The following is a 21068-nucleotide window of genomic DNA, read 5'->3' as shown; positions in this document are numbered from 1 at the left end:
GTATTTTACTATTTAGCATCATTTTTAGTGTTTATTGGAAAACTGATCATGATAGTTGTAAAATCTCCTTCCTTTGATTTGACCTCAAACCCTCCTCCAACGTTTAGTAACGAATCTTTTACCATTGAAAGTCCTATTCCCGTTCCTGAAGTATTAATGACATTGTTTGCCCTGAAAAAAGGCTTACCAATGCTTCCTATATCACCCTCGTTAATACCAATACCCTCGTCCTTAAATACCATATTTAAGTATCCGTCACCGGTAATTTCATAGTGTATTTGGATAATCGCTGCCTCATCACCACGATACTTAACCGCGTTTGAAAACAAAGTATCCATAATATATTCAAAGGTTTTAGTACTAAAAGGAAGCACAACTACTTCTTTCAATTTTTCACTAAAACTTAGCTCAACACTTTTCAGGTTATTGTAGTCTCTCTTTTTGGTGTTGAACATTTCCTCCAGCCAATTGTGAAAATCAATTTTTTCAGGATTGTCGTCCACTGAGTGATCTGAGTTACCAATGAGTATTGCCTCTATGAGTTCCTCAAATTTAGTGATTGATCGTTCAATCCTTCCTATCTTAGGTGGCAGGATATTTTTCAGATCAACGGAACCAGACATGCAAGCTTGCTTCAGAAGATCCGAATTTAGCTTAATAACTGAAAGTGGAGTCTTGAATTGATGAGATACCATTTTTAAGAATTGCTCTCGTTCTGATTGCAATTTCTTAACCTGTTTTAGCTGATCCTCAACCTTTATAATAGAATCCTCATACTTCCAGCTTGCAATGATCAGTGAGCCAAATACCGTTAACAACTCAATTTCTTCCTCACTCCATACTCGTTCTTCTCTGCAATCATCAAAACCTATAAAGCCATAATAGTCATTATCATACCAAATGGGGGTTACCAATATACTGACGATATCCTGGGGTTCTAAAACTTCCCTTTCTTCATCTGGCAAGTGCCTGACTAAACCGGAAATCGGTTTTTTATTACTTACCATATTCTCATACCATCTTGGTACTAAATCCTTCAAATCCACATCGAAGACGTCATCATTCGACATTTGTGACTCAATGCCCTTTCTGCACCACTCGTAATTTTGATTCAGAATCGGCCTAAAATTACTGCCTGATTTTTTATCAAAAATATAAACCCGATCGGCTTTTGTAATTTCTCCCAAACGAGATAGCACCTCGTTTACTCTTTCTTTTCTGCTCTTTGAGGAGTCAAAACTAATTGAAATTGAGTTACTTAAAAGGCTCAATATATTTTTACGGTGAGTCTTCGCATCATAGTTTTGATTTTTATGTGTTACATCCACCAAATAGCCACTATATTGCAATTGTCCATTTTCATTTTTTTTGATTATTACTCCCAAGACATTTCGAACTACAGAATCTTTTCGAATTATTCGATACTGAACGTTCACACTACAGTTCTGTGATTTATCAAGTTCACGTATCACTTTTTGGAAATAAGGTTTATCATCGGGATGTATAATCTTAAACCATAGATCAGTATCACTTTCAAATTCAGTCCTAGAGTATCCGTAAAAATACTCTAAGTCCCCTTCTTGCGTTAACTGATCACCTGATTCATTATTTGACCAAACAATGAGGCTTTTAAAATTTTTTAAATTAATATCCATAACCATTAATTTGATCTATTCTACAAATTTGGTAATATTTTATAACACCAAATGTCTCAATTTTTTTATAAGTGTCTTTATTTTAAATAAATAAAGTTAGTCCATCATGAAAACTATGTATACGTTAGTCTTATCCGTAAAAAATATTATTAACAAACCCATGCGTCTTATTTATATAGTCATAAAATTTAAAAATATGCCATTATCAATGGTGCAATAACCCATTAGATTTGGGTAACAAAATTAATCCATCGGATGAAGGAAGACTACTCTTCACGTCAAACATTATTTATTACAAAACCTACCATTTAAGCTTTTCAGGATTCGGTGTAGTAAGCTAATCGAAAAAATGTGATAATTTGCTCATATAAATTTTACTATTATAATTAATAACTTCAGACTATTGTTAATTTTTATGTAGCCCTGTGAAATGAACATTTCTTTTCACTTTGCTTTTCACAATGGAACTTTAGTTGTTTATATTACGTCGTTAAGTGGAATTCTTCCGGACACATATCACCCGCTCGTTTAATGTAGGCATCCTGCTTACCGGCTTTCTATTCTACTTTATGAAGCCGGTTAGTGATAATACCGAGCATAATGCATTTGCTTCTTGGTTGCAGTCTAATCTCAAATCAAGTACAAATACAAATGTAGTCGATCAAATTCGCGGGCTTTCCGATGAAGAAGGAAAATTAGAATCTGTAATTCGTCAGGCTTCTGTGCTTGTAAAAGCACACGCAGATGATTTTGAGCTCCCGGTTGATACTCACACAAAAGATGAAAATGAAGTATTCCAGCTTCTGCTAACTGAATGGAATAACTACCAGAATTCATCTACCGGCATGGGTAAGGCTGTGATCATAAAACAGGCACAACCTAACTCAATTATACCTGTTGATGGGTTTTCTTTTGGAAATAAGTCACTGACCTCCAGCCACAGTACGATATTCACCAGTGCCGGAGTTACCGGAGAGCAGATTCCCGAAGCTTCTCACAATTTTTATATCTCTCCCTTATCGGGCGGAACGGCAATTAACGCCCCTTAGTCTCTCTCGCTCCTCACTATTTTTAAACTTCACTTTTAAACAAAGAAGAAGGTTGTAACAGAAAACAGGACATTAAAAGACCTGCACTGTTATCAACAACCAAACCATTTTATTTAATTTTCTCAAAACTAAACCATTACTACCATGCAAGGAAACGGATTTAAAATTGGTACGATCGTGGCTTTCTTAGCCCTTACCATTTATTACCTGTGGCCCACACTACAGTGGAACCTGGAACAGAATTATATTGATGAACTAAGCCCGGATGAGGCGGCTCAATATGAGGAACAGAATCGTGAAAAACTTCAAGGAATTCGCGATAACATCCTCTCTTTGGGTCTTGACCTTCAGGGCGGAATGCACGTAACGCTTGAAGTTGGAATTCCGCAATTAGTGCTTGAATTGGCCGGCGATAACGCTGATGAGCTTCTGAGAGAAGTGATCAATACTGCCGAGGAACGCGCTATCGAATCAGGCTCTGACTTTATTGATGAGATGGTGGCAGAATTCGAATCTCGTGATCCTGACGCTCGCTTGAGCCGATATTACAGAAACGATGCCATGGATATCACTCGCCGCTCCACTAACGAGGAGATCGCAACTTTCCTCAAAACCCAGCGGCAATCTGCTTTAGATCGTGCTATCGAAATTATCCGAACTCGGGTTGACCGTTACGGAGTAACCGAACCTTCTATTGTAAAACAAGGAAATAACCGGGTTGTGGTTGAATTACCTGGTGTAGAAGACAAGGAACGTGTACGTAACCTATTGAAAGGAACTGCCAGGCTCGAATTCCGACTTGCTGCTGATGCAGAAACATTTCGCTCATTTGTAGATCAGGTATATGAGTACTACTCAAACTACCAGGGCGAAGAAGGTGATTCTTTGGAGGTTGCTTCAAACCCACTTGAAGAAGTACTGCTTCCTGCTCAAAGCCCTTATTTGATGGGTTATGCCACAGCAAGAGATACTGCTCGTGTTATGGACCTCTTAAAAACTGAGGACATTCAGCGTATGATGCCAAGAAGTACCACTGTAATGTGGAGTGCAAACCCGCTTGCCGGACAAGCCGGAGAAGATCTCTACCAGCTAATCGGGGTCAGAACTCAAATTGAACTCACCGGCGATGTTATTGAAGCCGCAAGTGTTCAGTTCGACCCTGCCACTAATGTTCCCGAAGTATCCATGAGCATGGACAGTGAGGGTGCCCGTAAGTGGGGCCGGGTAACGGGGGCCAATATCGGAAAACCGGTAGCCATTGTACTGGATGGTTTTGTGTTCTCCTACCCCAACGTGCAAACAAAGATCTCTAACGGCCGTTCATCGATTACCGGTTTAGATGGTATTGATGAAGCAGAGGATCTGGTGAATATTTTGCTTTCAGGTGCTCTGCCTGCTCCTCTTGAGATCCTTGAGGAACGAACCGTGGGTGCAACTCTGGGTGCTGAATCTATCCAGGCCGGTTTGAACTCCATTCTTTTTGGATTAGGAGTTGTAGCCATCTTTATGATCGTCTACTATCGAACCGGTGGTGGAATTGCCGATCTTGCACTTCTGCTTAATATCATCTTCATACTTGGTATTCTGGCTGCATTCAAAGCTACTCTGACTTTACCGGGTATTGCCGGTATTGTATTGACCATCGGTATGGCGGTAGATGCAAACGTGCTGATCTTTGACCGAATCCGCGAAGAGCAACGTACCGGTAAAACACTCAAAGCATCTATTGAAGCAGGATATGCTAATGCCATGAGTGCTATTGTTGATGCAAACGTAACTACATTCTTTGTAGCTATCATCCTTTTCAGTTTCGGAGTTGGTCCGATCAAGGGATTTGCCGTTACACTTATGGCCGGTATTGTAGCATCACTTTTCAGCGCTATTGTAATTACCCGGGTTGTGGTGGATTACCTGACCAAAGCGAAGAAAAGCAGTGTAAGCTTCGGTTAATCAACTAAAAGAAATTTAAACGACTAAAGGATTATTATTATGAGATGGTTTGAAACACCTAATTTTAACTTCACAGGCAGCCATAAGATAGCCTATATTTTTTCTGCGGTTCTTTTCTTGGCGTCATTAACAGCGATCCTGACACAAGGATTGCAATACGGTATCGACTTCAAAGGCGGTAAAGAATTCGTTCTGGAATTTCAGGAACCGGTAAACGTTGTTGAGATGCGTTCTACTCTTTCCGGACCCCTCGGTGCTGCACCGGAAATAAAACTTTACGGATCTGACAGCGATGTTCTCATCCGAACAGATAACGAAGGCGAGATCAATGTTGTTCAGGATATCATTACTTCCAATATGGAACAATTATATCCTAACAATCCCGCAAATGTGGTAAAAACTGATGTAGTTGGACCTCGTTTTGCAGAAGACCTCAAATGGGGCGCATTACAAGCGGTGATCTATGCCATTGTAATTATTTTCATTTATATCCTGATCCGATTCCGAAACTGGACCTTCTCGGCCGGAGCGGTAGCAGCACTCGTACACGATGTAGTGATCGTACTCGGGGTCTTCACCATTCTTGCCGATCTTGTACCTTTTAGCTTACAGATCGATCAGGCCTTGATTGCTGCATTCCTTACTATTGTGGGTTATTCATTGAATGATACGGTGGTTGTATATGACCGTATTCGTGAAAACTCGAATGTCCACAAAGGAATGGATTTCATACCTATGGTAAACAAAAGCTTGAATGATACATTAAGCCGAACTGTAATTACTTCCATTACCACCTTGTTTGTGGTACTTGTGCTGTTTATTTTCGGCGGTGAGGTGTTGAAAGGATTTTCTTTTGCACTCCTTATCGGTATCATTTTGGGTACATACAGTTCACTGTTTGTAGCTAGTGCGTTGGTAGTTGAACTCGAAGTACGTACCAAGAAATCTTAAATTTAAAACAACAGAACTATTATGAGCTTTAATACATCAGAACGCTACAACAGCGTTGTTATAGAATTTAAAGGGAACGTGATGGGTGGCCCTGATGCGGTTAGCCTGAATGAGAAACTGCATGAACTTATCGATGCAGATAAAACCAATGTTGTGGTTGATCTTGGCAAAGTGAAATTCATGAACTCCTCAGGCCTTGGAATGCTTATTGGCGGACTTACCACCATGCGCAAAGCAGGAGGAGATCTCCGTATTGCCAACGCAACCGATAAGATCGAAAGTTTATTGATCGTCACTAAATTGATTACAGTATTCAAACACTATAAATCTGTGGATGAAGCTGCTAAATCATACGAAGACTGATCATCTGAAAATTAAATGGAATACAAAGGGGTGTTCTGCACCCCTTTTTTATTGAACTGATTATGAGTATACGAGTTGTTATTGGAGCCCAATGGGGTGATGAAGGAAAAGGAAAAATTGTAGATCTGCTTAGTGATAAAGCAGACTATGTTGTTCGCTTTCAGGGCGGAGCAAATGCCGGACACACCCTTAAATTTGACGATAAAAAATTCGTCCTTCACCTGATACCGTCCGGCATCTTTAACGGAGATGCCGACTGTGTGATCGGCAATGGTGTGGTCATCGACCCCATCGCTTTGGTAGATGAGATCAAAGGTGTTCAGGAGATGGGATTCAGCCTGGAAGGCCGTTTCTTTATCAGCCAAACAGCCCATGTGATCCTTCCCTATCACAAGCTTCTGGATCAATTAAAAGAAAAACGCAGGGGTGGCGATGCTATAGGTACTACCGGACGTGGTATTGGTCCCGCCTATGTAAGTAAAGTTTCCCGAGTGGGTATTCGAATGGTAGATCTCCTTGACCGTGAAGTTCTGAGGAAAAAGATAGATCAGAATCTCAAGGACATAAATTTTGCCCTCGAGAACCTATATAAGGAACCCCCACTTAAAACGGATGACCTTATGGAAGAACTCGAAGTTTCCATAAAAGCCCTGGAACCGTTTATTTGCAACACCACTAACCTTCTGCATGAAGGTATCAATAACAAGAAGTCCATTTTACTCGAAGGAGCTCAGGGAACCTTGCTGGATGTGGACCATGGAACTTATCCTTATGTTACTTCCTCTTCCCCCACTTCAGGAGGAGCTTGTATAGGTTCCGGAATTGCACCTACAGCTTTGACTAATGTTATGGGAATTACCAAGGCTTATTGCACCCGGGTTGGTAACGGACCTTTCCCAACTGAACTTTTGGATGAAACGGGTGAAGAACTCCGTAAAAAAGGAGCTGAATTCGGAGCCACTACCGGAAGACCAAGACGTTGTGGATGGCTCGACCTGGTGGCGCTAAAGTATGTAGTGCAACTGAACGGAATGAATGAGCTTACCCTCACAAAAATGGATGTAATGGATGGTTTTAAAGAGATCAAGGTCTGTACATCGTATAGAATAGATGGAAAAGAAACCGATGTATTTCCATTGTGCCTGGATGAGATCGAAAAAATAGAACCGGTATATATTACCCTTCCCGGATGGAAAAACTCGATCGAGGGAATTACCGACTGGAATGATCTCCCTTCAACTGCACAATCTTATATTAGATTCGTTGAAGAATACCTTGGAGTGAAATTTACCATTATCTCTACCGGGCCTAAACGTAACGAGACAATTTTGGTTTAGATCGAGTGAAAAAGTGAAAGGTGAAAAGTAAACTCCTACGACTTTTCACCTTTCACTTTTGCCTTTTCTCTAAAGAATTCAAAGTATTAATCCCCGGCGTAAGTCAACAGCTCCTCATACGCTTCCTGACATTCTTCGAGCAGATCTTTCAACTCTTCAGGAAATGGTTCATTTTTAGCTTTATACGCCCTGAATCCCGTAGACCGATGTACGTTATGGTACCAGTACTTTGCCCACACTCCATCCTCTTTTCGGGGACCTGCCGGCCATTTCAGCATAGCTTCATCAAAGGGAATACCAAGTGTCCCACACAGTTCTCTTAACCTTGACTGTGGATATTGAAGAATATCTTTCGAATCCACGATCACAGGACTTTTATCTATTGATTTCAAATACTTCACAATTTCAAGATGCTTGGCGTATCCTACATCCTGCATGGTAGGATTCTTAACTTGTTTGGCATAAGATGGGAGCATGTCTTTAGGTGGCCTTGTCAGGATCACATTCACCGTTTTCTCCATAAAACTGAGATCCAGATTCACCAGATGGTGTGTCATGTTCTTAAAGAACGCAATGGGCGTATCATAATCTCCGAGTATGATTTCATCCACTACTTTCTGCCCATCATTTTCCTGGCTTTCCAACACTTCCTTCGCGCCGGGATGATAATTCTTGGCATCGGTATTTGACAAATAATGAGCATATAAAGGTTCATCAACTACCGTTGTGTCTTCGCGCTGTGCAAATGAATACATTAGCGCTGTTGAAATATTTCGTGGACCACTCCACAGACAAATTCTTTTGGTTTTTAACATGTATTTCGCCTTTAATTTTATTTTAAAACTGAGCTTTCTCTTTCACGCAGTGTAAAATTTATATTCTCTGCTATACCTTACTTATCTGTACAGCATGTTCAATTTCTTTTTCATATAACTGTTGAAGCTTTTGAGTCATAGCACCTGGAACAGATCCTGAAATGACTCTCCCGTCGATCTTAGTAACAGGTGTCAGCCCTCCAAAACTTCCGGTTACAAATGCCTCATCAGCTCCGTATGCATCAAACAATGAAAAATTCTTTTGCCTGCATGTGATGCCGGACTTCTCACAGATCTCGATCACTTTACCACGGGTAATACCATTCATGCAATACTGCCCGGTGGAAGTCCATACTTCCCCATCTTTAACCATAAAAAAGTTAGTTGCATTGCATGTTGAAACAAAGCCGTTTATATCCAGCATCAATGCTTCATCAGCCCCGGCTTCAATAGCCTGAACCAATGCCTGCACTTCATGGATCTTGCTGTGACAATTCAAACGGGGATCAAGATAATCGGGCGAACCACGGCGAATAGTACTGGTAAATAAAGTTACGCCCCGATCTCTGCTTTTCGGATCTGCTTTTTTATACTCAGCAATGATAACCAGATTTGGACCGGATATGGTCAATCTCGGATCCTGAGATGGAGTTTTCTTTATGCCTCTGGTAAACATTAACCGGACATGGACCCCATCCTGCATTTCATTAGCATTCAGGGTTTCCCAAATAGCATTAGTGATATCCTGACGGGTCATCTTCAGGTCCATACCAATGGTCTTGGCGCCCTGAAATAACCGATTATAATGTTCTTTAAGGAATACAAGCACACCTTTATGGAGCCGAAGTCCTTCCCAAACACCATCACCCACTAAATAACCACTATCAAAAACAGATATTTTGGCTTCACTTCTGGGAAATAATTCTCCATTTATATAGATAAGAACATTTTCATTTCGCGGATCATCAACCGCATTATGCGTGCCGTGTGTCATTTAATTTTTGAATGAACATACATAAAACCGAGCAAATGGTCATCCTTTTAGACTTACATGCATGTATATTGTAAACAGTACTTTACATAAAAAAGAAATGAAAAATTTTGTAGAGAGGGTAAAAAGTGTTCGAAAAAAAACCCGCACGGTCAATGGAGCTACGATAAATCAGTTAGATAAGATCATACCCAAGTAAGTAGGCTATCAGGCTGAATTATTCGATCTCTGAATTTTAACAGTATATATGTTTAGTAGCCCATTAACTTTACTCTTCGAAAACCAAGGCATCAGGGTCGGCTCCAAGCTCTTTCAAATAGTTCATCATGGATTCATTGAAAGGACCGGGACCACAAACATAAAAAGGTTGATCAAAGTCATCGATCTGAGATTTCAGGAATTCTTTATCAACAAAACCATCCAGAAAATGATGGTCGCCTTCAGGATCTTCGTCCGTAATGGCGTTAATAAAGTTATCACCCAACATATGCTCAAAATCATCTTTCAGGATAATATCTTTCTCCGTTTTATTTGAAAAAATGAGCCTGTTATTTCCAATCTTGTCTTCTTTGTAAAGGTCTCTGAAAATAGCGATGAACGGCGTAATTCCGGCTCCCCCGGCTAAAAATACTCCCTCTCCTTTATACTGTATCGTTCCCCATGGTTCATCAACGATGAGCTTGTCTCCTTTTTTCAGGTTGCCGATCTGTTCGGTCACACCGTCATGTTCCGGATAGATCTTTATTACAAACTCGAGATTATCATCTTCAGTCAATGAAGTGAAGGTAAATGGGCGCTTCTTCTCTCTCCACCCCTCTTTGTCGACCGCTACCTCAGTGGCTTGACCGGGTTCAAATTCATAGCCATCCGGCTTTTCGAGTGTAAATTGCTTTACGTCATGAGTTACGTTTTGAATATCCAGTATCTGAAGTGTATGTGCCATTGGTATCTATTTTTTTTGTGTTCATTTATAGATACAATAATGACCTTTAAAACATTCATCGGATGTTCTTATCCACGCCCGATAAAAGCCTCCATATTTTTGTATGCCTGACGCTGTACCTTTTTTTGTAGAAATGAACTCCAGCCCAATAGTAACCCGGGAAGTCCCAGTGCCTGACGACTCCATCTCCAGAAATCAAAGGAGTCGACGTGTTCAATGATAAACCCGTCCTTGAATTTGAACCGTGCGTTAATATTGTTATGCACCATTCGGTTTGTTTGAGAAAATAGGTACTTCGCTTTCAATCGGGCTTTTCCTGATTCTTCATCTGCCCAAACCTGATCAAAATGGAATTCAAATTCCTTTGCTCTTTTACAGAGCATGGTCCACATCCCTGCTATTTCTTTTTTTGACCCCAGATCGAATACCGGATCTTTAAATGTTGCTTCGGGATGATAGCAACGTATCATCCCTTCATGATCAACTTTTTGTAAAGCTGAGTATAACTGATCTATAACATTTTCATTTTTATTCATTTCCGAAAGCCCTCACCCAATTTGAAATTAATCCTGTTAGTACCACAATCGAAGAACCCACTAAAGTATATAGAGGCCACGCAATCGCTAATCCATCGCCGGGAAGGAGATCCTGAATTGGGCCCTGAACCATAAAAAGTAATGCGATCAGTCCGGTGAAAAATCCTATGATGGCATCTGTTTTGTCAGGTTTGGTGGAGAACATCCCCAGTAAAAACGCTCCAAGCAGTCCGCCGTAAGTGTAGGAGGCGATCCCAAGACCAAGTTCCACAATAGCGGGCCGTTCCCCACCCTGAAGCTGCAGTACTGCAAAGAAAATAGCTGATACTGTCAATATAACTCCCCAACCCATAGTAATTTTTCTTGAAATAGAAAGGTCTTCAGCATCGGTATTATTTTTCCCAAAGTAGGGTTTGTACAGGTCGTAAGTGGTTGAGGAAGCCAGGGAATTCAGAGATGAACTTAGACTACTCATGGCGGCTGCAAACAAGGCAGCCACTATCAGCCCTGATATGCCCATCGGGAGTTCTTCTACTATAAATTTTGCGAATATCTCATCGGTTGTAGCGAGTCCCATAGCCCCAGCTGAAACGCCTTCATAGAACATGAAAAGCAGTAATCCTATGCCCAGAAACAAGCCGAATTGAAGCATGGCCAGAATCCCGCTCCATATCATCGCCTTTTGTCCTGATCTCAAATTCCGGGTAGCTAATACGCGCTGTACCAGCAATTGATCCGTCCCATGGGAAGCGAGTGAGAACACAGCACCGCCTACAATGGCAGTTATGAGGGTGTAGGGTTGCGCAATGAACTCACGGAACGTCATATCAAAACCTAAGTTTATGATATCGAGTTTCTCAGCAGGTAATTCAAAGCCGGACGGCATATTTCCTATCAATACTCCTATCGCTATAAAAGCACCGCCTATATAAACGATCATCTGTACGAAATCCATCCAGACCACGGCTTTGATCCCCCCAAAAAAGGTGTAGATCAAAGTAATTCCTGTTATCACACAAATAGAAATAATGTACAGTTCAAGGTCTCCCCATCCTCTGAAAGCACCACCTAAACGCAAAATAATAGCCAGGGGAATGGCAGTTGCAAAAAGACGAACTCCATCAGCTAAAAGTCTTGTGATCATGAATGTGGAACTCGCTGCATTTCTCATCGCTGCACCGAATCTGCGTTCAAGGAAAGTGTACGCAGTGTAAAGATCTCCTTCGTAGTATTTCGGGAGAAAAAAGAGTGCCACAAAAATCCGGCCGATCACATATCCAACCGTTATTTGAAGAAAGGTCAGATTGCCGCCATAAGCAACAGCAGGGATACTGATAAAGGTAAGAGTACTGGTTTCAGTAGCTACAATTGAGAAAAGAACAGCCCACCATGGAATACCGTCGCCACCTAAAAAATAGTCTTTGTTCGAGGACTGTTTTCCGGATGACTTTAACCCGAGAAATGCTACTCCGGCTAAATAAACAACAATAACGAGGTAATCTATGAAGGAAAAACCCAATTTCGTTCCGATTTGATTAAAATTTCATCGGATGAAAATCATAATTTCAGTGATCAATTCCCAAGACTAAAAACGGGCAGATTAATCCTCATTGATCAAAAATTGAACGAGATTCTGAATAGCACGCCCCCTGTGAGAGATCTCATTCTTGGTATTACTATCAAGTTCAGCAAACGTTTTACTGAAGCCCTCCGGCTTAAAAACCGGATCATAACCAAAGCCTTTTTGACCTTTTTGCTCGGTAGTGATCTCCCCTTTGCAAATTCCTTCAAAGGTATATTCAAGACCCTTATCAACCAATGCAACTACGGTCCTGAACTGAGCGGCTCGGTTTGATCTCCCGCTAAGTTCATCCAACAGCTTTAGCACATTATCCTGGTAGGATGCATTTCTGCCTGCATATCGTGCCGAATAAACTCCGGGCCTTCCATTGAGTGCCTCTACCTCAAGTCCGGTATCATCAGAAAGCGCCGGAAGCCTGGTTTCCTTTGATACATATTGAGCTTTTTTTAGAGCATTTCCCTTTAAGGTTGGGCGATCTTCTATAACATCTTTCAGATCCGGGAAATCCTTAGAAGACAAAACCTCAATTCCCAACGGACTCAAGATCTGTTGCATTTCCTCAATTTTGTGTGGGTTCTGAGAAGCTATAACAAGCTTGTCAATTTTCATCATTCCGTTACTCTTCTTGGAAAAAATTTATAATACATGTTAATGCCGCTTCCTAACGTCAATAATGCATTTAATGCAATAAAAACGGTATCATTTATCATCACAGAGTAGATAGTCAGCATTAAACTTGATGAAAAATACATGATAATAAAAGCTACATTTATGGAAGTGCTGCCTGCCTTTATAGTATCAATGGTTTGTGGGATCCAAGCCGCGACCAAAATCCCAAAGCCTGCCCATCCCAATAATTCTATACCAGTCATATTCTTTCGTTTGATTATTTAAGCTTGTGTAATAATTCCTGAACTTCATGCCATTTTAGCCGCGGTCCGTACTGCGATACAATCTTAGAACCGGCAAGGCTCGCGAGTTTACCTGAGTTCGCGAAGCCTACTTCATTAGTTATCCCATACAAAAAAGCTCCGGCGAACATATCTCCGGCACCGTTGGTGTCCACGGCTTTCACTTCGTAAGGTTCAATATCAATGAAGGTATCCCCATCAAATATCATAGCTCCGTTTCTGCCCTGTGTAATTACAAAGCGTTTTGCTTCTTGTTTTAAAGCTTCCCTTGCATCCAGTAAATCACTTTTACCGGTAAAGGTTCTGGCTTCCTCCTCATTGCAAAACAGCAGATCAACCGAAGCCCCGATCACATCACGAAACCGATCTTTAAAAGCATGCACTATAGAAGGATCAGAAAGAGTGATAGCTGTTTTAACCCCATTTTCTTCCGCAATTTTTTTGGTGTGTTTGATGGCATGCAGTCCCGGTTCGGACGCCACTAAATATCCTTCCAGATACACGTATTCTGAATCTTTGATAGCACGTCCATCCACTTCATTAACCGAAAGCCCGGATGAAATTCCAAGGTAGGTATTCATGGTTCGGTCGGCATCATCAGTGATCATCACCAGACATTTTCCGGTGATCCCCTCTTCTCTGTTTTGCCGATCAAAATTGGTAGGAATTCCTGCATCCTCCATATCCTTTAGATAAAAATCACCGAATTCATCATTCGCAACCTTGCATGAATAGAAAGCTTTTCCGCCAAACTGGGAAACAGCAATTACGGTATTCGCTGCTGACCCTCCGGATTTTTTTTCCGTATCATTATGATCTATGGCATTAATTAAGGTATGCTGTGTCTCTTCATCTACCAGGGTCATGAGTCCTTTTTGAACCTCATGTGTTTCTAGAAAATTCGGGGTTACTTTAAATTCAAGATCTACCAGGGCATTTCCGATGCCGTACACATTATATTTTTTACTCATATGCTTTTTTGTCACGAACTCATCTATTCTATGCACAAAGTACTTTTCTGTGATGTTTCTAATGGGTTCTTTTTAACTCTGTTGCTGAATAATTTAAGTGTTAAAAGTACGGACATGTATTCATCTTTAAAAACATGTGACGACTTTAGAGTATTTTATCTGTTTAAGCAACGGAGCTGTGTAACGAGTGCAAAAACCTGGAAAATGTAAGGGCTAACCAAATTTTGAAATGGCTTTACTCGGTTTTATGTTAACGTTCCTAAATAATGATCATGACTTCATTCCAACAATTTTTAACGAGTAAACTTCAGCACCCTTTGCCGGGTAGGAGTGCGCAGCAGAAATTGGCGCCTCATCCCAAGAATGGGAAAAACAGTCACCGTAACTACGAGCCTGCTAACGATGATTTTCGAAACAGCAGCGTATTAGTTCCTATTGTAAGCTGGGAAGAGGAGATCGAGATCATATTGACGCTCAGAACACAATCCATCAATCACGGAGGGCAGCTCAGTTTTCCCGGGGGCGGTAAAGAAGGAGATGAAACGATCGTTGAAACTGCGCTCAGGGAAGCGCAGGAAGAGATCGGATTACATCAAGATGGTGTTCATATTATTGGGCAACTGACTCCACTGTATGTAGGACATTCAGATAATATGGTTACTCCGGTGATAGCTTTTTTGGAGCAAGAGCAATTTTTCACCCCAAATCCAAATGAGGTGGATGAGATCATATCCGTTCCTATTTCACAGCTTTTAGAAGAACAAAATTTGGTGGAAGAGAATTGGGAGCTTCGTGGAACTCCTTATCGTGTTCCATTTTGGAACATCCATAGGGTTCCGCTTTGGGGGGCTACTGCAATGATGATGAATGAGTTGATCGAATTATACCGTGAATTTTTAGAAACAACTTCACCATAATGATCTCAGAAGTTATTGCGAATTCCTATCTTCTTACTTCATCAAGCCAAAGGAACCTATGTCTCTTTTACTGATCGCAAAAAACAGAGATTTCGATTCGCTTAAAAAAGCCCTGCTCGAAAAAGACCCCAATCTGGATGTGGAGATCTGGCCAAGGGTTGAAAATAGAGAACGGGTGAATTTTGCCGTTTGCTGGAATCATCCTGAAAAAGTATTGGGTAATTACACCAACCTAAGGGCGGTTTCTTCTTTGGGAGCAGGTGTAAATCATTTACTGGATGATGAGAGCATTCCTGAAGATATCTCTATCTGTCGCCTGGTTACAGATTCGCTTCAAGAACAAATGGCAGAGTATGTTCTGAATGCGATCATCAATTACCGCCTTCATATCGGTGAATATTTTGAGAACAAACGTAAAGGAGTTTGGGAGCAGAAAAATACCCTCCCAAAGAAGTATGCGCCTGTTGGCATTATGGGCTTGGGTGAAATGGGGCTTAATGTTGCAACATTGTTGGCTAAACAAGGATATATAGTTTTGGGATGGAGCCGCTCTAAAAAGGATATTGATGGGATAACTTCCTTTGCAGGTAAAGGTGACCTTGATGATTTCCTTTCCGAAACAAAGATCCTGGTCAACCTCCTCCCTCTTACCGATGAGACGGAAGGATTCCTGGATCTTGATATTTTCAAAAAACTAAAAAAGCCAGGATATTTAATAAATGTAGGTCGCGGTGATCATTTAGTGGAAGAGGATCTGATCTACGCATTTGATATGGGCTATCTGGAAGGAGCCTGCCTCGATGTATTTGAAGAGGAACCATTACCTAAAAATCACTCTTTCTGGAACCGCAAACAGATCATGATCACTCCACACATTGCGGCTATCACACCTGCCAAAGAAGCCGCTGAAGTGATCGTTGAAAATTATAAACGTGCAATGTCAGGGATGGATTTGTTGTATGAGGTAGATCGGGAAAAGGGGTACTAAGGTTCCACTCAGCTAAACAATCTTACTATTTGAAACCCAACCCACACAAACACAAATCCAAAAATTACCTGTACACCTATATTCAATAGGCTCATCAAAAACTTTCCATTTTCCCACAGCAAGAAGGTTTCATGGGAGAACGTAGAAAAAGTGGTAAACCCGCCCAAAATCCCCACAAAGATAAAGAGTCGGAATTCAGGATTAGCCCAGGATTTGAGTTCAAATAATCCGGCCAGAAATCCTATCACCAAGCAACCTATAAGGTTTGCGGCTACTGTACCGTATGGAAATTTACTGGATGGAAACTGGGACTGAGCAAAAATGGAGATGAGATAACGAAAAACGGCTCCAATGAAACCACCGGAGCCGACCGCAATTATTTTAAGCAGATCAACATTCATGCTTAGATGCTTACCTTATGCACCCAGCCAAATTTATCTTCTGCCCGTCCATATTGGATATCAGTGATCTTATCGAAACATTTTTGAGCAAATTCACCGGGCTTCTCTCGATCGAGTTCAATATTCTTTCCTTTATGGTGGATCAACCCTACAGGTGAAACCACAGCTGCAGTTCCGGAACCAAATACTTCCTTCAACTCGCCTTTCTCATGTGCTTCGAAAACTTCGTCTATGGTAATTCTACGTTCTTCTACATTCAAACCCCACTCTTTGGCAAGTGCGATCACTGAACGACGAGTTACTCCGGGAAGTATCGAGCCGGTTAATGCAGGAGTCACGAGCGTATCACCGATCAGGAAATGAATGTTCATAGTTCCCACTTCTTCAATATACTTGTGCTCTTTTGCATCCAGCCAAAGTACCTGAGTGTAACCTTCGGCTTTGGCTTTTTTGGCAGGCAGAAAACTTCCGGCATAATTTCCGGCTGCCTTAGCTTCCCCGGTTCCTCCTTTTACAGCACGAACATATTCATCCGTAGTGGTAAGAGATACGGGATTGAATCCTTCGGAATAATAAGCCCCAACCGGTGAGGTAATGATCTGATAAGTGAATGTATCAGATGAACGGGCAGCAAGAAGGTCATCAGAAGCAAAAATGAAAGGACGGATATATAATGCCGTACCGGATCTTTTCGGAATCCACTGATGATCCAGTTTGATCAGGGTCTCCAGCGCTTCGATAAAGATCTCGTATTCTGTTTCAGGAATGCACATTCTGCGGCATGAGTTGTTGAACCGTTCATAATGTGCCTTAGGCCTGAAAATATGTATGGTGTTTTCATCCACATAATAGGCCTTCATACCTTCAAATACAGCCTGACCATAATGCAGTACATTGGTCGCGGGTGTCATTTTAAAAGGAGCATAGGGTTTGATGACAGGTGCACCCCATTTATCACCCTGAAACTCCATTTCAAACATGTGATCGGAGAACTTACGCCCAAACACAAGATTATTAAAATCAACCTCATGGATACGGCTTTGTTCAACCGGTTCTATTGTAATATTCGTATTCGTAATTATCTCATTCATCATGATTCTAAAATAACATGTTTCGGATTAAATAACAGTCACCATACTGTTATTTGTTCTTTTAAGGCTATAAATCAACCCGTGCTTTGCATTGCTGCCGCTATCCCGTTTATGTTTAGAAATAATATCTCTGTAAGCTGTTTTCTTTGATCTTCATCATCTGCTTCCTTCCACCTTTTAAGTAATTCTGCTTGTATGAAATTCATGGGATAGGTAAATGGATTTCTAAATAGTATTGAGTTCTGTATCACTTTATTATGATCTAAAATATGCTCATAGCCTGTTATGGCCGTGATCCACTTTTCAGCCTCGCCATATCTTTCGGTGAGTTTGTTATGGAATTGTGATGACTCGGAATTATACAGTCCGGAAGTCGGTAAATGAGTACGTGCCATCTCCCGCTGAGAGTTATTTAACACGGTATGGAAAAAGGTCCATTCTTTATGCCATTTTTGCAGCACTTCCATCGTGTTTTCATTCTTTTGTTTTGCGGCTTCCAATCCTTCGGAAATTCCGTACCATCCCGGGGTGTTATATCGAACTTGTGTCCAGGCAAACACCCATGGAATTGCTCTCAATGTATCAAAAGTCATTTCACCGGATGAGCCGCGTGAAACCGGCCGGGATGCAATCGGCAACTTCCCAATATGCTCAATTGGGGTGATACCTGAATACCAATCCCAGAATTCAGGATCATCGATCAGTTCACGGTATGCCTTCATAGAAGTTTCAGCTATTATTTCGATGATCTCACGCTCTTTCTCCTTACCGGACAAATATCCGGCTGACTCAGAATACTGAGCCATAGTTACCTTAGCCATCGCATTGACGATCTGTTCCAGATGACGGTGAGTGATAGATGAAAGCATGTAACGGAATGAGATCACCTCTCCTTGTTCCGTAAATCGGATCCGCCCATTGTTTGCTACTGCCGGCATGGCTACTATTGCTTGATTCGACTGCCCGCCACCGCGACCAACCGTTCCTCCCCGTCCATGAAATAACCTGAAATCAACTTCATATTTCCGACACACAGTTCCAAGTTCGTACTGGGCCTTGTCAAGTGCCCAGTTGGCCATCCAGTAACCTCCATCTTTGTTTGAATCGGAATAACCGAGCATGATCTCCTGGAAGTTACCCCTTGAACTAAGATGCCTGGAATACAGGTCATGCTCATACATTTGTCCCATCAGATCGGCACTTTTTTCCAGATCTTCAATGGTTTCAAAAAGCGGTACTACATCAAGCTGACTGTCCACTGTTCCTTTTACAGAACTCCAAAGCCCTACTTCTTTGGCAATCAACATTACTTCCATCATATCACTGATTCCGTGCGTCATGCTGATGATGTAGCTTCCAAAAATATCAGGATTCAAGGCCTGCATATCTCGGATCTCTTCAAATACCGTAATTACCTTATCTGAAACTGCAGAGCGTTCACTCTCAACAGGACTCAATGGCCGAGGATTCGAAAGCTCTTTCACCAGAACCTCGATCTTTTCATCTTCACTCAATCCTCCATATTTATCTACGACGTTGGCCTGAGCAAGCAGTTCTTCTACTGTTTCTTCATGCAAAGAACTGTGCTGACGTATATCCAGCGCACTTAAATGAAAGCCGAATGTTCTGGCCCGTATGATGAGATCTTCCAGCCTCCCCTGTTCCGATAAACCTGGAAGTCTATTTTCAACCAGACTCTGTTTGATCAACTCAAGGTCTTCAATAAAATCTTTTGGCCCATACTTTTCTGAATTACTCAGGATCTCAGCTTTATCCTTAGAAATCACATCCAGCAGAAATTGAATTTTGTGCATGATGTGCGTCACTTTTCTCCGATAGATCTCATGCTTGTACCTTCTTTGGTATCGTTCGGAAAGAGGAAATTCCTTCTCATCTTTTCGGACAGAATCTTCCAGCTTCTCAGAAACCGAAGCCTGTTTATCAGAGACACTTAGATAACGACGAAGTTCATTCAATTCATCCAGATATAAGTTCAAGACCGTTCGGCGCTGTTCGAGTACCGTTTGCCAGGTTACATCGGAAGTTACATTTGGATTTCCATCGCGATCACTCCCGATCCATGAACGATATCTCAAAACGATAGGAATTTCAGGTCGCTGTCCGTAATAAGTATCAAAAGCCTGGCGAATGTCACGATACAGAACAGGGATGGAATCCCATATAGAATGGGTGAAATAGAACAGACCATTTTCTACCTCATCCTCTACAGAAAGCCGTTCTGAACGAACTTCATCGGTCAGTAAAAGTAAGTTCAATTGATTCAGGATCTCACGCCGCATGTCAATTTTTTCATCCGGCGTTATATCGCTGTCTCCAAGACGAGAGATCATAGAAGCGAGCTCTTGCTGTTTTAACAATACGCTGCGCCTGCGGGCTTCGGTGGGGTGAGCCGTAATGGTAGGCTGAATATCCATCTGATGGAAAATATCCAGTGCTTCTTCAAAACTATACCCTTCTTTTTTCATTCGATACACTGACTCAGCAATACTTTCTTTCCGGGGAGATTCCGGGGTTTCGTCAAATTCCCGGCTTCGGTTCACCCTGCTGATCTCATGTTGCTCTAACGAGTTCACCAGATGGAAGAACATGGTATACATACGAAGGATCTCTTTGATCTCATCCAATGACAAACCGTCCATTTCTTTTTGAAGATCTTTGATAGCAGTTTCATCACCATCATCCAGTGCTTTCGCACTTTCTAAGGGAAGACGTCCAAGCTTTTCTACAAAATCATCTCCATGCTTTTCTACAGCCAGTTCCTCCAAGATCTCTGTGAGCTTGACAACCCGTGTTGAAAGGCTTTCACTTATTCCACTTTTTTCAGCAAGATCGATTACGGTTTGTTTCCAATTCATGAATATATTATTTGTATAAGTGATTGTGAGTGAATTTATAAGGTAGAAATAATTAAACTCTTTTATACTTTAAGGCATCCGAATTATCACCTATAAATACATATAATGAGCCGAAAACGTTGCGATTGGGCAGAAGACACATTCCCCGAATACATTACATATCACGATGAAGAATGGGGGGTTCCCGTTCATGATGATCCAACTCATTTTGAATTTTTGATCCTCGAAGGTGCCCAAGCCGGACTGAGTTGGTCTACTATCCTGAAACGCAGGGAAGGCTATCGAAAGGCCTTTGCTGATTTTGATCCCGGGAAAGTTGCTCAGTTTGACGAAGCCAGGATCCAGGAACTTCTACAAGATGAGGGGATCATACGCAACAAGCTGAAAGTACGGTCTGCGGTGACCAACGCTCAACTGTTTCTGGAAATACAGGAAGAATTCGGAAGTTTCGACAACTACATCTGGGAATTTGTCGGGGGCGAACCGATCATAAATAACTGGAAAAGTATGAAGGAAGTCCCGGCCACTACCAAAGAATCAGATGCCCTCAGTAAAGACCTGAAAAAGCGCGGATTCAAGTTTGTGGGAAGCACCATCATGTACGCCCATATGCAAGCGTGCGGATTGGTGATGGATCATACTGTGGATTGTTTTCGGTACCAAAAGCTTATGAATATCCAATAATCAATATCCATCACGGAATATCCAAGTGGGTCACTTGTTAACTGAATATTCCGTGTT

20 protein-coding genes are annotated in these 21068 nt (G+C 41.5%); 8 read left to right on the top strand and 12 right to left on the bottom strand.

The annotated features are described in order from the left end of the window. Positions 1-8: 8 nt before the first annotated feature. A complete protein-coding gene (locus tag ACFSVN_RS04650; RefSeq protein WP_390299340.1) occupies positions 9-1655 on the bottom strand; it encodes an ATP-binding protein in 1647 nt (548 codons plus the stop codon). A gap of 494 nt (positions 1656-2149) precedes the next feature. On the opposite strand from ACFSVN_RS04650, the gene ACFSVN_RS04645 reads away from it, so the two are divergent. The 5 genes from ACFSVN_RS04645 to ACFSVN_RS04625 all read left to right on the top strand — a co-directional run bounded on the left by ACFSVN_RS04645 (position 2150) and on the right by ACFSVN_RS04625 (position 7305). Further along, entirely contained in the window at positions 2150-2704 is a 555-nt protein-coding gene (locus ACFSVN_RS04645) for a hypothetical protein (protein WP_390299338.1), read from the top strand. Positions 2705-2848: 144 nt separating this feature from the next. Beyond that, positions 2849-4654, top strand: coding sequence for a protein translocase subunit SecD (gene secD / locus ACFSVN_RS04640; RefSeq protein ID WP_390299335.1), 1806 nt, complete (start codon positions 2849-2851; stop codon positions 4652-4654). A 39-nt stretch (positions 4655-4693) separates the two neighbouring features. Next, positions 4694-5605: a protein translocase subunit SecF gene (gene secF, locus ACFSVN_RS04635; RefSeq protein ID WP_390299332.1), complete on the top strand. Its 912-nt coding sequence runs from the start codon at positions 4694-4696 to the stop codon at positions 5603-5605. Positions 5606-5626: 21 nt separating this feature from the next. Continuing rightward, positions 5627-5968 (top strand): STAS domain-containing protein, encoded by a 342-nt coding sequence (locus ACFSVN_RS04630; protein ID WP_390299329.1) that lies wholly within the window; start codon positions 5627-5629, stop codon positions 5966-5968. Between the two features lie 62 nt (positions 5969-6030). Next, positions 6031-7305 carry an adenylosuccinate synthase gene (locus ACFSVN_RS04625; RefSeq protein ID WP_390299326.1) on the top strand — a complete coding sequence of 425 codons (1275 nt, stop codon included), beginning with the start codon at positions 6031-6033 and terminating at the stop codon, positions 7303-7305. An 86-nt stretch (positions 7306-7391) separates the two neighbouring features. On the opposite strand, the gene ACFSVN_RS04620 is transcribed toward ACFSVN_RS04625, so the two are convergent. The 8 genes from ACFSVN_RS04620 to ACFSVN_RS04585 all read right to left on the bottom strand — a co-directional run bounded on the left by ACFSVN_RS04620 (position 7392) and on the right by ACFSVN_RS04585 (position 14054). Continuing rightward, on the bottom strand, positions 7392-8120 hold the full coding sequence (locus ACFSVN_RS04620) for a sulfotransferase-like domain-containing protein (RefSeq protein WP_390299324.1): 729 nt from the start codon (positions 8118-8120) through the stop codon (positions 7392-7394). A gap of 70 nt (positions 8121-8190) precedes the next feature. Then, positions 8191-9114, bottom strand: a complete 924-nt coding sequence (locus ACFSVN_RS04615) for an aminotransferase class IV (protein ID WP_390299321.1) — start codon at positions 9112-9114, stop codon at positions 8191-8193. A gap of 265 nt (positions 9115-9379) precedes the next feature. Then, on the bottom strand, positions 9380-10054 hold the full coding sequence (locus tag ACFSVN_RS04610) for an FAD-binding oxidoreductase (RefSeq protein ID WP_390299318.1): 675 nt from the start codon (positions 10052-10054) through the stop codon (positions 9380-9382). 68 nt (positions 10055-10122) lie between these two features. Next, the gene (locus tag ACFSVN_RS04605; RefSeq protein WP_390299315.1) at positions 10123-10590 is read right to left on the bottom strand and encodes a nuclear transport factor 2 family protein; all 468 of its coding nucleotides are present in this window, start codon (positions 10588-10590) and stop codon (positions 10123-10125) included. Beyond that, positions 10583-12109: a sodium:solute symporter gene (locus ACFSVN_RS04600; protein WP_390299312.1), complete on the bottom strand. Its 1527-nt coding sequence runs from the start codon at positions 12107-12109 to the stop codon at positions 10583-10585. The genes ACFSVN_RS04605 and ACFSVN_RS04600 overlap by 8 nt, the downstream gene beginning before the upstream one ends. 81 nt (positions 12110-12190) lie before the next feature. Further along, entirely contained in the window at positions 12191-12781 is a 591-nt protein-coding gene (gene rdgB / locus ACFSVN_RS04595) for an RdgB/HAM1 family non-canonical purine NTP pyrophosphatase (protein ID WP_390299367.1), read from the bottom strand. Then, a complete protein-coding gene (locus ACFSVN_RS04590; RefSeq protein WP_390299309.1) occupies positions 12781-13044 on the bottom strand; it encodes a PQ-loop domain-containing transporter in 264 nt (87 codons plus the stop codon). Before ACFSVN_RS04590 ends, rdgB begins: the two co-directional genes overlap by 1 nt. 14 nt (positions 13045-13058) lie before the next feature. After that, the gene (locus ACFSVN_RS04585; protein ID WP_390299306.1) at positions 13059-14054 is read right to left on the bottom strand and encodes an adenosine kinase; all 996 of its coding nucleotides are present in this window, start codon (positions 14052-14054) and stop codon (positions 13059-13061) included. A gap of 272 nt (positions 14055-14326) precedes the next feature. Between ACFSVN_RS04585 and ACFSVN_RS04580 the strand changes: the two genes are divergently transcribed. Both ACFSVN_RS04580 and ACFSVN_RS04575 read left to right on the top strand, forming a co-directional pair. Further along, positions 14327-14971: an NUDIX hydrolase gene (locus ACFSVN_RS04580; RefSeq protein ID WP_390299303.1), complete on the top strand. Its 645-nt coding sequence runs from the start codon at positions 14327-14329 to the stop codon at positions 14969-14971. A gap of 58 nt (positions 14972-15029) precedes the next feature. Beyond that, positions 15030-15959, top strand: coding sequence for a 2-hydroxyacid dehydrogenase (locus ACFSVN_RS04575; protein WP_390299300.1), 930 nt, complete (start codon positions 15030-15032; stop codon positions 15957-15959). Between the two features lie 8 nt (positions 15960-15967). Here the strand turns inward: ACFSVN_RS04575 and crcB are convergent, their stop codons facing one another. The 3 genes from crcB to ppc all read right to left on the bottom strand — a co-directional run bounded on the left by crcB (position 15968) and on the right by ppc (position 20327). After that, a complete protein-coding gene (gene crcB / locus ACFSVN_RS04570; RefSeq protein ID WP_390299297.1) occupies positions 15968-16360 on the bottom strand; it encodes a fluoride efflux transporter CrcB in 393 nt (130 codons plus the stop codon). 2 nt (positions 16361-16362) lie between these two features. After that, complete coding sequence (locus ACFSVN_RS04565) at positions 16363-17454, bottom strand: branched-chain amino acid aminotransferase (RefSeq protein WP_390299294.1); 1092 nt, start codon at positions 17452-17454, stop codon at positions 16363-16365. Between the two features lie 71 nt (positions 17455-17525). Further along, complete coding sequence (gene ppc / locus ACFSVN_RS04560) at positions 17526-20327, bottom strand: phosphoenolpyruvate carboxylase (protein ID WP_390299292.1); 2802 nt, start codon at positions 20325-20327, stop codon at positions 17526-17528. A gap of 105 nt (positions 20328-20432) precedes the next feature. Between ppc and ACFSVN_RS04555 the strand changes: the two genes are divergently transcribed. Then, positions 20433-21011 carry a DNA-3-methyladenine glycosylase I gene (locus tag ACFSVN_RS04555; protein ID WP_390299289.1) on the top strand — a complete coding sequence of 193 codons (579 nt, stop codon included), beginning with the start codon at positions 20433-20435 and terminating at the stop codon, positions 21009-21011. Positions 21012-21068: the final 57 nt, after the last annotated feature.

Source organism: Gracilimonas halophila, assembly GCF_042684365.1.
Lineage (GTDB): Bacteria > Bacteroidota > Rhodothermia > Balneolales > Balneolaceae > Gracilimonas > Gracilimonas halophila.
Note: the sequence above shows the minus strand (reverse complement) of the source record. Positions and strands in the feature narration are given on the sequence as shown.

Excerpts from the sequence above, each read along its gene's own strand:
- ACFSVN_RS04650 (WP_390299340.1), bottom strand. The coding sequence starts at position 1,655 with ATGGATATTAATTTAAAAAATTTTAAAAGCCTCATTGTTTGGTCAAAT.
- secD (WP_390299335.1), top strand. The coding sequence starts at position 2,849 with ATGCAAGGAAACGGATTTAAAATTGGTACGATCGTGGCTTTCTTAGCC.
- secF (WP_390299332.1), top strand. The coding sequence starts at position 4,694 with ATGAGATGGTTTGAAACACCTAATTTTAACTTCACAGGCAGCCATAAG.
- ACFSVN_RS04630 (WP_390299329.1), top strand. The coding sequence starts at position 5,627 with ATGAGCTTTAATACATCAGAACGCTACAACAGCGTTGTTATAGAATTT.
- ACFSVN_RS04625 (WP_390299326.1), top strand. The coding sequence starts at position 6,031 with ATGAGTATACGAGTTGTTATTGGAGCCCAATGGGGTGATGAAGGAAAA.
- ACFSVN_RS04620 (WP_390299324.1), bottom strand. The coding sequence starts at position 8,120 with ATGTTAAAAACCAAAAGAATTTGTCTGTGGAGTGGTCCACGAAATATT.
- ACFSVN_RS04615 (WP_390299321.1), bottom strand. The coding sequence starts at position 9,114 with ATGACACACGGCACGCATAATGCGGTTGATGATCCGCGAAATGAAAAT.
- ACFSVN_RS04610 (WP_390299318.1), bottom strand. The coding sequence starts at position 10,054 with ATGGCACATACACTTCAGATACTGGATATTCAAAACGTAACTCATGAC.
- ACFSVN_RS04605 (WP_390299315.1), bottom strand. The coding sequence starts at position 10,590 with ATGAATAAAAATGAAAATGTTATAGATCAGTTATACTCAGCTTTACAA.
- rdgB (WP_390299367.1), bottom strand. The coding sequence starts at position 12,781 with ATGAAAATTGACAAGCTTGTTATAGCTTCTCAGAACCCACACAAAATT.
- ACFSVN_RS04590 (WP_390299309.1), bottom strand. The coding sequence starts at position 13,044 with ATGACTGGTATAGAATTATTGGGATGGGCAGGCTTTGGGATTTTGGTC.
- ACFSVN_RS04585 (WP_390299306.1), bottom strand. The coding sequence starts at position 14,054 with ATGAGTAAAAAATATAATGTGTACGGCATCGGAAATGCCCTGGTAGAT.
- ACFSVN_RS04580 (WP_390299303.1), top strand. The coding sequence starts at position 14,327 with ATGACTTCATTCCAACAATTTTTAACGAGTAAACTTCAGCACCCTTTG.
- ACFSVN_RS04575 (WP_390299300.1), top strand. The coding sequence starts at position 15,030 with ATGTCTCTTTTACTGATCGCAAAAAACAGAGATTTCGATTCGCTTAAA.
- crcB (WP_390299297.1), bottom strand. The coding sequence starts at position 16,360 with ATGAATGTTGATCTGCTTAAAATAATTGCGGTCGGCTCCGGTGGTTTC.
- ACFSVN_RS04565 (WP_390299294.1), bottom strand. The coding sequence starts at position 17,454 with ATGATGAATGAGATAATTACGAATACGAATATTACAATAGAACCGGTT.
- ppc (WP_390299292.1), bottom strand. The coding sequence starts at position 20,327 with ATGAATTGGAAACAAACCGTAATCGATCTTGCTGAAAAAAGTGGAATA.
- ACFSVN_RS04555 (WP_390299289.1), top strand. The coding sequence starts at position 20,433 with ATGAGCCGAAAACGTTGCGATTGGGCAGAAGACACATTCCCCGAATAC.